Genomic DNA, 13,465 nt, shown 5'->3' with positions numbered 1-13,465 from the left:
TCATTTTTTTCTCCCCCGATTACATAGAACTCTTTTTATTTATAATGCCCTCTACTAACGTATTCTAGAAATTCCTCATAATCCCTTATATAATCATCTGCATTATAAAAGTCTGAAGTAGCTACACATAGTACAGATCCTTCTTTTCTCCAGTAAATATCCCGCCAGATTCCCTTTGTTATTAACAAGCCTTTTTCAGGAGAGTCCAGTAAGAACTTTTCTTTATTATATCCATCATCTAAAATTACCTCAATTTTCCCAAAGGGGCACCATAAAATTTGCTGTAAATTTTTATGAGCATGCATCCCCCGCTTTGTATTAATTGGAACATCATAGGTATAATAAACTCTTTTAATTTCAAACGGAACGTCCTTTTCAGACTCAAAAAATGATAGATATCCTATCTCAGGATTCCCATTTTTTTTTAGACTAATTATCTTATTCATATTTCTACTCCTATGTCATTAATTTTTTCAGTATTTTTTTAACACCATTTGGTAAAAGTAATTTACCAATCTTAGGTTCCTTAGTAGCAGTTTTAACTATTGCTGGAATATAACCTAATTTTTCTGAAAAGGGAAATAACACGAAGGAGTTGCTAAAAGAACTAAGCAATTCGTATTCTTTACTTTTGTGTTTATGATGCATATAGACTAGGGGATAATCAAACTTATCAATTATTTTTGAAGTATCCTCTTCTTTCCTTATTTTTCCCGTATTCAATACTTTATTAAAAATTTCATCTAATATCCCCACCCAGCCAGGGTTTAAATGGTATTTGCTTATCTCATCAAAACATTGATTACCAAATTCTTCTCTTTTTTTCTCATCTTCAATATACATTTGCAAACTCTCATAAAGTTCTTTTAAGGAACCTGATTTATAATTTAATTGATCTAATGAAATATCATCTAAATCAAGCCCTTTAGAGCCCTTTTCAAGACTAAATATCGGTAATGAATACTTGCCCGCATCTAACAAGGACGTTAAAGAGCTTACAGGATATGAATCTAAGTATAAGTCAGAAGCTTTATAATAATAATCAACATGTGGCTTTATCCCCAATGCTTGAATTTTCCCATTTGACTTTTTACTAAGATCTTTCCAGTACTCTTCTGAATGATTCGGCCCTACAATTAAAGCTTTTAAATTTGAATATCTATTCACTAATGGCAATAAGACCTCACCTAAACCACCATCATGTAGTGGTTTGTATTTATACGATGATGCTACTGAAAAAATGACAAAATCATCGCTATTGATAGATAATGCTTTTCTTGCTTTTTCTTTAGTTATTTCGACTGGACCTTTTAGTGGGATTGGCAATATAGACTGATTTTCAGGACTGATTAATCGTCGTTTCATTGAAAGTGATTTTCCTGTTTCTCTTAGTTCTAATACCATATTAGATATACTTCTCCCGATCCAAAAACGGTGATCTGCATGATTCATTAACAATACTGGAATTTGAGAATTTGAAAAAGCAATTAAAGGAATTACATCATAAGAATGAATATGTAAAACGACTGCATCGAATTCTTTAGCAATTGAAACCAAATCTATAGCTCTCGATAGAATTCCCTCACTCTTACCTTTTAAGAATGTTACGGTAATACCCTTTTCAGCTAATTCTTCAATAATTTGTTTTGGACTTTCCTCCATTGTCTGATTAGTAATGACTAATTCATTATATCTTCCTACATCATAATTAATCCAATTCTGTAATAGTCTAGTGTGACCACCAACTGCATATAGTTCGGAAGCGATATGGAGTACCTTTTGAATTTTATTCTTTGAACGGTCAAGTTTATCGTTTTTTATAACCTTTAGTGAAATCTCACTTAGTATTTCCTCTAGTTTATTCGAATAGAAGAATCCTGCATGACTATAACTCACATAATCAGCAGCAATTTGACAGTACAAAGACGACAATTCAAGGTTATTTAATCCCAGATGTTCTTCAGATTTTTCTATCATCTGATTAAAGAGTATTTTTCTTTGATTCATTATGTTTATTAAGTCATTTTGTTCCATTAATATGGTCCCTTCTTACTTTTCCTCTTTATTAAAATAGTATTGAGAATCAAAATATTTTTGATATTCTCCACTAATAATTTGTTTCCACCAGTCCTCACTCTCAATATACCATTTAATGGTTTGAGCTATACCTGTCTCAAAATTATAGGTAGGTCTCCATCCCAAGCTTTCCAATTTAGTCGGGTCAATTGCATATCTTTTATCATGTCCTAAACGATCTTCAACAAATTCGATTAAATCATATGGTTTGTCAAGGGTTTTAATAATGGTTTGGACTACTTCTAAATTAGTTTTTTCGTTATGTCCGCCAACATTATAGACCTCTCCATTTACACCTTTGTGCATAACTAAATCGATTGCAGCACAATGATCAAAGACATGCAACCAGTCACGTATATTTTCTCCTGTACCGTACACCGGAACCTTTTGGTCATTCAGTACACGCGAAATAGTTAAAGGAATTAATTTTTCTGGAAAATGATATGGACCATAGTTATTAGAACAACGTGTAATATTAACTGGTAAAGCAAATGTTTCATGATATGCTCTAACCAACAAATCCGATGAAGCTTTACTTGCACTATAAGGACTATTTGGCTGTAGTGGAGTCTCTTCCGTAAAAAAGGTAGTTGGGTCGAAATCCAACTCACCGTATACCTCATCTGTTGAAACATGCACAAACTTTTTAATACCAGATTGCCTTGAGGCTTCTAATAGCACTTGGGTACCAAGTACATTTGTTTTAATAAATATCCCTGGATCCTTTATAGAACGATCCACATGACTTTCCGCTGCAAAATGAATAACATAGTCAAACTTATTTTCTAAGAATAAATTGTTTATTATTTGATAATCAGCAATATCAGCTTTAATAAAATGATAGTTCTTTTTAAATTCAATCTTTTGATGCTTAGTAAGATCACCTGCATATGTAAGTGAATCTAAGTTGAATATATCATATTCGGGATATTTCCCTACCATATACTGTACAAAGTTTCCTCCAATAAAACCTGCCCCACCTGTAATTAAAACTTTTTGTCTCGCCACTTTATTCACCTTCTACTAATTCTTAAAAAAACGTTTTAATTCGCCTGCCATTTAAAATGATCCGGCTATATATGTAAAATCATTTTAACTAACCGTAATTATAAATCATAATAAGGAAGAATTACCATCATAACCCATTAATATTATATTAAAAATTTTATTACCTTTATACCTAGTATTTCCCATAATAAAACTTAATAAAAGAAATTTATTTACTTTGATTAATCATTTTGGAATCTATAAAGGCGTTAACACTTATTACTATACTTTTTTCACACCCTCATTGACTATTAAAATCACTACCTGATATTATAACAGAGGACATCTCATTATAGTATTATGAAAATATTTTAGCGAAAGGAAAGTATATACTCTTCCACTTGGGAAATGTATAATAGTACTTAAAAATTTATATAGGACGCACTTTAACTTTACCACATAACTATTTGTTTTAGTTTTTATCATAATCTAAAAGCACTATAATTGAAAATTCATTAGGATTGAAAGAAGGTAAATTATGCGGCAGGAAATTAAAAAAAAGAAAAAAAGAAGATTTAAAATAATAATATATATATTACTTCTAATGTTACTTGCAGTTTTAGGCTATGGATATTATTTATTTAGTTCCGTATCAAATACTGCTGAACAAATGCATGAACCATTAGAAAGGGAAAAATCCGAGAAACGTGTTGAAGACGTTTCTATTGATAAAAAACAACCTGTATCATTTCTCTTAATGGGTGTTGATGAAAGAGAAGGAGATGTAGGCAGAACAGATACACTTATTATTACCACGGTTAATCCAGACACTAATAAAATGACAATGTTTAATATTCAACGTGACACATATACCACAATTGTCGGAAAAGGAATAAAAGATAAAATTAATCATGCTTATGTATATGGCGGTACAGAAATGACGATTAATACAGTGGAAAACTTTTTAGATGTTCCTATTGATTATTACATTAAAGTTAATATGGAAGCACTTAGTGACATTGTGGATGCCGTTGGCGGAATTACTGTTGATAATCCTCTACAATGGATCGACGATCGTTACTATAAACCAGGATATGTTTATCAAAAAGGTATCATCCATTTAGATGGGCCTCAAACTCTTGGATATGTAAGAATGAGATATCAGGACCCTAGAGGTGACTTTGGAAGAAATGAAAGACAACGTCAAGTTCTTTCTGCAATTATAGACAAAGGAGCAAATATAACTTCCGTTACAAAAATTGATGACATATTAAATGTACTGGGATCCAATATTAAAACAAATTTAACGTTTGATGAAATGATGGGCTTACAAAGTAAATACTCTGATGCTAGACATAATATCGAACAATTTGAAATCAAAAGCACTGGTACTACAATAAATGGGGGATCTTATCAACTCGTTTCTGAGGAAGAAAGAAATGCAGTATCTCAAAAAGTAAAACAAGAACTTGAAATAAAATAATATCATCAAAAAAATCCTGAACTAAGAATTATGGTTCAGGATTTTCATTTAACTTATTGGACATATAAATGTCTAATGATTAGACCTTGTTGACCTTTTTCGTTTATCTTCATCTTTTACATTAAGTAAAGCTAATGTTCTTTTTACTCCAAAAACTATTAACCTTATGAGCATATATGCCGTAAAAAACAGCAGGAACCCCCATAATCCTATTACAGCATCAAGGAATTCCATATTTCCTCTACCAGTTATTTTTTGTTGTATTTCAATTGCAAAAACAATGACTACTAAAACAGTGAAGGTATAAACAAATGAAATAGATGTAATACTCCATTTCGCCAATAACTTAAATATTACTTGCACTATAAAAAAGATAAGAATACCTAAAATACCCATTACCCATAAATGAAGGTCTTTATCAGTCAAATCCCATCCAATTTCGCTTGTGAAATCCATCAACAGATCATGGAAGAGATTAACTATCTCCACAATCAACGTAATTAATTCTTTCATACAATTGCACCCCAAAATTTATTTCTTTACTTCTAATTATACCATTAGTAGATTCATTTTCCGCCTTAATAGTTTTAACTTAGTAACTTTATTAAATTTGTCCCTACCCTTCAAAAATCCCTCGGAAGTTGCTAAAAGTCACTTTTCCACTAACAATAAAACAGTTAAAAACCGTTGTTAATACTTATTACTTATGCTAAGGTAAAATTCGAAATCTATTCCAAATTTAAAAAGATAGATTCAAAAGGGTGACAACATACATGAACAAATTAATATCAAACTATTTATATACAGTTCTATATCAATTATTGTTAATATTAACTCCTTTTATCACTACCCCCTATGTCTCACGAGTACTAAAACCAGAAGGAATAGGTATCGATGCATACGTCTTATCTATCGTGCAGCTTTTTCTTGTCTTTGCGATTCTTAGCATTCCTTTATACGGCAGTCGTCAAGTTGCAACTAAAGGGAATCAAAATGATACTTCAAAAGAGTTTTGGTCAATATACTCTGTACAATTATGCATATCACTACTTACAGTTGCAATTTATTCAATTTTAGTTTTCACAATTGATCAGCATAAAATATTATTCCTTGTACACATTTTTACTTTGATCGCATCTCTATTGGATATTTCTTGGTACTTTATAGGGAAAGAAAAAATAAAAAGTGTAACATTGCGTAATATCCTTGTCCGTGTAGTAAGTATTATTATGATTTTCACTCTAGTTAAGGACATTGATGACTTAACTATCTATGTAATGATAAATGCAATCACTCTTTTTGTTGGTCAATTGATCATGTGGGTTCCACTATTAAAGGAAGTGCGATTTGTCAGAGTTAAATTTCAAGATGTAAAAACCCACATTGTACCTATATTAAGTTTATTCATACCACAAATAATGGTACAAACATATATTCTTGTCAATAGGGTTGTATTGGGACAAGTATCTGGAGAAACTGAGGTTGGTTTTTATAATCAGGCTGATAAAGTTGTGAGGATTGCTTTAGGCTTCATCACCTCATTAGGTACCGTTCTATTACCAAGAATGGCGAATGAATTCGCCCAAGGAAATAAAGAATCAATGAAGAAATATATACAATACGCATTGCAGTTTGTCTTAATAATAACATTACCCATGACATTTGGATTAATGGGAGTAGCACCGAATTTTATTTCGTGGTTTTTGGGTAGTGATTTTGCCCCCGTTACACATTTATTAATTATTATTAGTCCAGTTATTTTCTTTGTTGGACTGGCAAATATATTTGGGATACAAATATTAGTGGCCACCAACCAAGAAAATAAATATAGTATTTCTATAACATTCGGAGCTATTTTGAGTTTGATTATAAATGGTATTTTAGTTTTTCATATTGCAAGTACCGCAACAGCTATCGCGTTGTTAGTTGCAGAAGCCACTGGAGCATTAATACAAATGTATTTTGCTAGAAACTATTTTAATATTAGACACTTTATTGTTTTATTTAGCAAATACTTCATATTAAGCGTGTTTGTTTTTGGAGTTGTTTATATGGGAGGTTTTTGGTTTAGTGGGAACCCGATAATAATAACTGTTTTACAAATCGTTATTGGAGGAATTACTTATTTACTTGGTTTAATCATAATAAGAGATACAATGGTAACAAGAGTATTAGCTTTGATAAATAAAAAGCTAGCGTCTAAGGGTTAAGTGCAAAAAAAAAGAGTGTAGACAAAGTTTTGTCTACACTCTTTTTCGTGCAATGATTTGGCATCAACTAAATAAGTATCCTCACCTAGCGTTTTTCATTAAATGCTTCCATGTAATTTTCAAAAAACGAATATATTCTTTTCGTGTTAAATTGTACTTTCCCTTCGTTTTTTTCATGATTGGAGTTACAGCTCGATCCAAATAGATAAAAAGAAGTCCTAGAAAATTCATTTTATGATATCTCGAAAGAAAATACAATTCACTTTTAAACATTTCTGTATCAACAAACAAATTATCTTTTCCGGTTGTGAGTCCGTGATGATGAATAATCTTTGAATTTGGTAAGAAATAGGCTTCATATCCTGCTAGGTTTATTTTTTGACACAAAATATCCTCTTCATAGTACAAAAACGTATTTTCATCAAAAAGTCCAACTTCTTCCAACATTTCCGCTTTGGCCATAAAACAACAACCTGAAAATTTATAGATCGAAATAGGTTCATCATGGATTGAGTCTGGATTTAAATAATATTTATTTTCATATTCATTGAATTTCTTGGATGATGAAAACTTACTGATTTTAGTATTATATAGAAGATAATCCTTGGTTGTGATTGGCTTTAAAAACGGGAGATTCTGAATATGACCTTCCGGTGATAAAATATATGGTGAAGCCACTCCAACGTCCTTATTACTTAATAAAAAAGAATACATGGTATCGATACTGTTTTCTAAAAAGATGACATCATTATTCGCAATTGTTATGGTTTTGTAGCCATCCTTAATTGCTTGCCTTATTCCAATATTATTACCTCTTGCATAACCTAGATTTTCAGATTGAATTACAATTACTTCTTTTTCGTCCTTATATTTTTCTGTAAGGATAGGATACGATTCATTTGTTGATCCATTGTCCACGATGTAAATTTTAAAGCCTTGTTTACAGGTAGAATAGATTGAGTCAACACATCGTGTCGTCATTTCCCACGTATTAAAATTTAAAATAATAAATGCAATCATTTTGTCAACTCCACTATAAAGCTAAAAAAAGAACCAATATACGCTGTCATAGCTCTTTTTTAATCTTATCCCAATATAGGCTGTAGAATACAACTAGAAGCTTAGGCGATACATTTGCTATTTTTAATAGTAGCCTTTTTTTGGGATTATAATAATTGTCCTTGATTAAGGGTTTAAGTTTCTTCCTATCTACATGAACTAAGTAGCGGTACTTTGCCGTTTCTTCTTTAAAGTATTTTTTAATATTTATATATAAGAGCAAGCCTGTCAAAAACCATTCTGCATAAACTTCATTTGCAATATGAGGATAATGTTGCTGATAAAACAAATACATATCTTTTCTAATCTCATATTCATCAAGTCGTTTTTTTGAAAAGACTTTTCTCATTGTACTATTTTCATTAAAACGATAGTAGTACAATGCTTGAGCTGAATAGTAAATGGTATCGGCTTGATGAATGATCCTATAAGCGAAGTCCATGTCTTCCAGAATAGAGCCTTCTTTAAATCTTATATCTGTCAACAATTCTTTCTTATAAATCTTATTACACGGGCTAAATGTCAGCTTTTCGTTTTTATAAAGCTCCTCCATTGCAGATCTTTTATCATATAAAAAATCTGAGGAATTGTCATAGTAAAGGCGACTAGTTCCATCTTTGCTAAATATTTTTAAATTACAGGCGATTATATCGGCATTTTGTTCGATTGCGTTTGAATACAAGACTTTAAACATTTGCTTATTTACCCAATCATCACTATCAACAAAGCCTATAAAAGAACCTTTGGCAGCATCAATCCCTCTATTCCTCGCAGAAGATTGACCTTCATTTTCTTTATGGATAACCTTAACTCGATTATCCTTGGATTCATATTCGTCGCAAATATTTCCACTTCGATCAGTTGAACCATCATTTACTAAAATAAGCTCAAAATCCTTAAACTCCTGATTTAAAATACTTTCAATACACTCCTGAAGAAAGCTTTCAACATTATACACAGGAACAATAATACTAATTTTCGGATTCATTATACTTTCTCTCCAATAGAAACAATAATTTTCATTAATTTTAACGTAACTACCTATAAAAATGAATGTAATCATTATCGGTAGTCTCTATCATTATTCCATAGCGAAAAAAATATAACAAGAAGCATGGGATACCCTAATATAAGAATATGGATTTTCTAATCACACTTTTTTATTGTTATTGCATTGATCAAAAATAAAATAAAAACAGCAATTACTCAGTGGTGCTCTCCTTATTTGAAGCTTCATCGATCATACCATCTTCTGCAACAATATCGACTGGTTTATTTAAAAACTCATCTAAGGCCTCTGCATTTTTTTCCATATCGATTTCCAAGACAGCCCCTGCATGATCGTAGGTAGCATCTACGAAAGAATGATCAATTGGTATCCGTAAGGTTTCAATTGTTTCAGGTGAATGCAATAAAACATCCGCTAGAAGTCCCGTAATTTCTTTCCTTGTTAAATTTGTTTCTACATAGGGCTGTGCTGTTCCTACTAGTTTTGGAATCTTTGTAACACCGGTAATGCTAAATAGTTGATCTTTTAATTCCGAAATCACCTTCTGTTGTCGTTGGACACGACCGAAATCTCCTTCAGCGTCATGACGGAACCTTGCATACTGTAAAAGCTCCATCCCATTTAATTTTTGTAAGCCAGGTTCAAGAACGACATCTATATACTCTGACATTTGTTTTTCAACATTAATTTCGATTCCATTTGGAGCTAATGTATCAATTACTTCTTCAAACCCTTTAAAATCAATTAAAGCGTAGTAATGAATATCAACATCAAAGTTTTCTTTAATTGTTTTTCTAAGTAACTCGGGTCCTCCAAGAAAATATGCTGTGTTTAATTTATAACTATTATGATTGGGGATATCAACGTATATGTCTCTCATTAGAGATACTAGCTTTGCCCTATTTTCCTTCGGATCATATTGAGCAATCATAATAGTATCCGTCCGTGATTTTTCCTCCCCTCTTGAATCAACCCCTAATAATAATACATTTACTTTACCTAGTTTATTTTCAACTTCTGCTCCATTGAATTCTACTTCTTCCTTATTTGTAATAGTCTCCGTTTTTCTTGTATTTGATAATCCCTGATAGTATTGATAGAAGATATAAAAAGAAATTAGTACTAGTAGAGTCACAACAAATAATAAAACTCCCAAAATTTTATTTCTATTTCTTCTTTTTTTCGTTATTTTTCTATTCATAAAGTCACCTGTACTTTTATAATTTGTCCACTGAATTACTATATCACTTAATTAATAATAATTAAATTACAATCATATTACTACGCAAAATGGCTTTTTCAGAAGGTTATGTGCCCACTAACTTTTTTAGTTTAACAAGATTTCTAACACCATTTACCAAGCTACAACTTAAAAAACTACCACAAGCTATGTATCTTACAATATTAATAGAAAGTCATTCTTTGGAAAAAAATTAAGGAGCTGTCCTATTAATGTCACATTTATTTTGTATGACTCTCTAGGACACTCCCTGTTTTTTTCTTAAAACTCTTATTTATAGTTCTTTTCTACTTTGTTCTTTTACCTAGTCTTATAAAAAACGGTACAAAAGCGACAAAGTTGTCGAAAACAGCCTATCTATATATTTTAAAATATTCATCTATCCCATCAGCAATAGCTTTTGCTAATGTATTTTGGTAATTATCAGTGGTTAACTTTTGACGTTCTTGTGTATTACTAATAAATCCGAGCTCAAGTAAGGTAGCGGGCATTGCAGCCTCACGAACAACAGAATAAGCCCCACCATCTGTTCCACGGTTATTTGCTCCAGTATAACCGATCAAATAATGTTGAATTAAATTAGAAAGTGCCACACTCTTTTCAATTCTTTCTATATTATTATGCAAATTTTGATTAATCTTAGGTGGATAATTAGAATCGTACTCGTAATAATATGTTTCGATGCCGTTTGCATTTGTTGATCCGGCATTGTTATGATGGATACTTACAAAAATGTCTGGTGCTAAGCTATTTGCCATTATTGAGCGATCCAATAATCCAACGTAGGTATTGTTAGTTCGTGACATAATAACATTATAACCACGATTTACTAAGAGTGATTCAACCTTTTTAGCGACCGCTAAATTCAGCTCTGCCTCACGAACATTAGCTGAGATGGCACCAGGGTCGTATCCACCATGTCCTGGGTCTAAAAATACAGTTCTAGATTGTTTAATTATTACATTTATACCAGGTAACGTTGTAACACGCCCTGTTTTATTTATTCCTCTTACGGTTATGGTGTGATGACCATTACTAAACAATGTTGTGTCTAATGTATAGTGATATCCAGACGTTCTATTGTTAAAGTCCGGGAAAGCGTATAGTACATCAAGTCTCTCTTCTCCATAAGACGCATGGCCAACTACTTTACCGTCCACCAATATTTCTACCCTATCTATTCCTTTTACATCTAAAAACCAACCTGATATTCGTTTGTTTCCTTCAAGATTTTCACCCGTAAACAGATTGTCAATATATCCTTTGCTATTTGCAAAAGTTACTGTTTGTTCAGGCAAAACCGTGACTTGGCCATTTTCACCAGTTTCCCTAATTGCTAAAGTGTGTTGACCATCACTAAATTGCGTTGTATCTAGCATGTAGTGATACCCTGAGTGCCCGTTATTAAAATCAGAATAGCTATTTTTCACATCTGGTCTTTCATCCCCGTAAACTGCCTGTCCTACTACTTTACCATCTACCAATACTTCGATTTTTTCTACACCATTTGCATCCAAAAACCAACCCGAAATTCGTTTTGTTCCAGTTAGTGTTGCGCCAGAAATAGGATTATCAAGATATCCCTTTATGTTTACGATTGTCACTTTTTGTTCAGGTAACGTTGTAACTTGGCCTTTTTCCCCAGTTTCTCTTATTGATATCGTGTGTTGACCGTCGCTAAACTGGGTTGTATCTAGCATAAAGTGATACCCTGAGTGTTCGTTATTAAAATCAGGATAGCTATTTTTCACATCTGGTCTTTCATCCCCGTAAACTGCCTGTCCTACTACTTTACCATCTACCAATACTTCAATTTTCTTTACACCTTTTGCATCCAAAAACCAACCTGAAATTCGTTTTGTTCCAGTTAGTGTTGCGCCAGAAATAGGATTATCAAGATATCCTCTAATGTTTTCGATTGTCACTTTTTGCTCAGGTAACGTTGTAACTTGGCCATTTTCCCCAGTTTCTCTTATTGATATAGAGTGTTGACCATCGCTAAATTGGGTTGTATCTAGCATATAGTGATACCCTGAGTGTCCGTTATTAAAATCAGGATAGCTATTTTTTACATCTGGTCTTTCATCTCCATAGACTGCCTGTCCTACTACTTTACCATCTACCAATACTTCGATTTTTTCTACACCATGTCCATCCAAAAACCAGCCTGAAATTCGTTTTTCCCCAGTTAATGTGGCACCCGAAATTGGATTATCAAGATATCCTCTTACATTTGTAATGGTCACTTCTTGTTCAGGTAATGTTGCAATACGGCCATTTTTCCCTATTTCCCTTATTGTAATAATGTATTGACCGTCGGTAAATTGAGTTGTATCTAGCATGTAGTGAAAACCTGATTGTAAGTTATTAAAATCAGGATAACTATTTATAACATCAGGTCTTTCATTTCCATAGACTGCCTGTCCTACTACTTTACCATCTACCAATACTTCGATACTTTCCACACCATTTGCATCCAAAAACCAACCGGAAACTCGTTTAATCCCAGCAAGCGATTCGCCAGAGAATGGATTATCAAGATATCCTCTTAGATTTGCAATTGATAGTTTATGCTCAGGTAATGTTGTAACTTGACCATTTTTTCCAGTTTCTCTTATCGATATAGTGTGTTGACCATCGCTAAATTGGGTTGTATCTAGCATGTAGTGATATCCTGATTTTAAGTTATTAAAATCAGGATAACTGCTTCTTACATCTGGTCTTTCATCTCCATAGACTGCCTGTCCTACTACTTTACCGTCGACCAATACTTCAATTTTTTCAACGCCACTTCTATCTAAAAACCAACCACTTACTTTTTGAGTACCTGTAAATGTTGCACCATCCACTGGATTATCAATATATCCTATAGGATTTTCATTTTCAAAAGTCACATTGATAGCTGGTAGTACAGTAATTCGACCATTTGTTGCTATTTCCCTTATTGTAATAGAATGTTGACCGTTATCATATCTGGTTGTGTCAAGTGCAAAATGAAAGCCAGGATTCCCGTTATATAACTCAGGAAATGCATTTTGAACATCTGGCCTTGCATCTCCATATGTTGCCTGACCTACTACCTTGTCATCTACCAAGACTTCAATTGACGCTATACCTATCTCATCCAAAAACCAACCGGTAATATTTTGTAAACCTTTTAGGATTTCTCCAGAGGTTGGGCTATCCAAATAACCTAATGTCCTACCATTTACATTTGATTGTGCTGAAACAGATAGTTGAACTCTTGTATCAAATAAGATCACAATTGCTAATAACAAAATTGCCAAAATAGGTTTATAACCTTTCATTTCTTATTTTCCTTTCTAGTTGTCTATTTATTTATCTGTAATTATTATATATGAGTATTTTTTAAGATTATAATTTAAACTTATAGTTGAATC

The 13,465-nt window shown here is 32.3% G+C and carries 10 protein-coding genes; 2 read left to right on the top strand and 8 right to left on the bottom strand.

Annotated features, from left to right (window positions below; all coding sequences use genetic code 11):
* Positions 1-35: 35 nt before the first annotated feature.
* From ABC371_RS07975 to rfbB, 3 genes are read right to left on the bottom strand one after another with little or no spacing between them, the layout of a single operon-like run.
* On the bottom strand, positions 36-446 hold the full coding sequence (locus ABC371_RS07975; RefSeq protein WP_412896309.1) for a sugar 3,4-ketoisomerase: 411 nt from the start codon (positions 444-446) through the stop codon (positions 36-38).
* Between the two features lie 10 nt (positions 447-456).
* On the bottom strand, positions 457-2,034 hold the full coding sequence (locus ABC371_RS07970) for a glycosyltransferase family protein (protein WP_412896308.1): 1,578 nt from the start codon (positions 2,032-2,034) through the stop codon (positions 457-459).
* 15 nt (positions 2,035-2,049) lie between these two features.
* Entirely contained in the window at positions 2,050-3,084 is a 1,035-nt protein-coding gene (gene rfbB / locus ABC371_RS07965) for a dTDP-glucose 4,6-dehydratase (RefSeq protein WP_412896307.1), read from the bottom strand.
* A gap of 517 nt (positions 3,085-3,601) precedes the next feature.
* Here rfbB and ABC371_RS07960 point away from each other — a divergent pair.
* Complete coding sequence (locus ABC371_RS07960; RefSeq protein WP_412896306.1) at positions 3,602-4,546, top strand: LCP family glycopolymer transferase; 945 nt, start codon at positions 3,602-3,604, stop codon at positions 4,544-4,546.
* Positions 4,547-4,618: 72 nt separating this feature from the next.
* Here ABC371_RS07960 and ABC371_RS07955 read toward each other — a convergent pair whose 3' ends face one another.
* Positions 4,619-5,059 carry a hypothetical protein gene (locus ABC371_RS07955; RefSeq protein WP_412896305.1) on the bottom strand — a complete coding sequence of 147 codons (441 nt, stop codon included), beginning with the start codon at positions 5,057-5,059 and terminating at the stop codon, positions 4,619-4,621.
* A gap of 260 nt (positions 5,060-5,319) precedes the next feature.
* On the opposite strand from ABC371_RS07955, the gene ABC371_RS07950 reads away from it, so the two are divergent.
* Complete coding sequence (locus tag ABC371_RS07950; protein ID WP_412896304.1) at positions 5,320-6,756, top strand: oligosaccharide flippase family protein; 1,437 nt, start codon at positions 5,320-5,322, stop codon at positions 6,754-6,756.
* Between the two features lie 81 nt (positions 6,757-6,837).
* On the opposite strand, the gene ABC371_RS07945 is transcribed toward ABC371_RS07950, so the two are convergent.
* The 4 genes from ABC371_RS07945 to ABC371_RS07930 all read right to left on the bottom strand — a co-directional run bounded on the left by ABC371_RS07945 (position 6,838) and on the right by ABC371_RS07930 (position 13,372).
* Positions 6,838-7,776, bottom strand: a complete 939-nt coding sequence (locus ABC371_RS07945; protein ID WP_412896303.1) for a glycosyltransferase family 2 protein — start codon at positions 7,774-7,776, stop codon at positions 6,838-6,840.
* Between the two features lie 46 nt (positions 7,777-7,822).
* Positions 7,823-8,803: a glycosyltransferase family 2 protein gene (locus ABC371_RS07940; protein ID WP_412896302.1), complete on the bottom strand. Its 981-nt coding sequence runs from the start codon at positions 8,801-8,803 to the stop codon at positions 7,823-7,825.
* Between the two features lie 214 nt (positions 8,804-9,017).
* Positions 9,018-10,025: an LCP family protein gene (locus ABC371_RS07935; RefSeq protein WP_412896301.1), complete on the bottom strand. Its 1,008-nt coding sequence runs from the start codon at positions 10,023-10,025 to the stop codon at positions 9,018-9,020.
* 392 nt (positions 10,026-10,417) lie between these two features.
* Positions 10,418-13,372: an N-acetylmuramoyl-L-alanine amidase gene (locus ABC371_RS07930; RefSeq protein ID WP_412896300.1), complete on the bottom strand. Its 2,955-nt coding sequence runs from the start codon at positions 13,370-13,372 to the stop codon at positions 10,418-10,420.
* Positions 13,373-13,465 lie beyond the last annotated feature (93 nt).

The organism is Bacillus jepli (genome assembly GCF_047238305.1).
In the GTDB taxonomy this organism is placed as follows: Bacteria; Bacillota; Bacilli; order Bacillales; family Bacillaceae_L; genus Ferdinandcohnia.
This window is presented reverse-complemented; position numbering and strand designations above follow the sequence as displayed.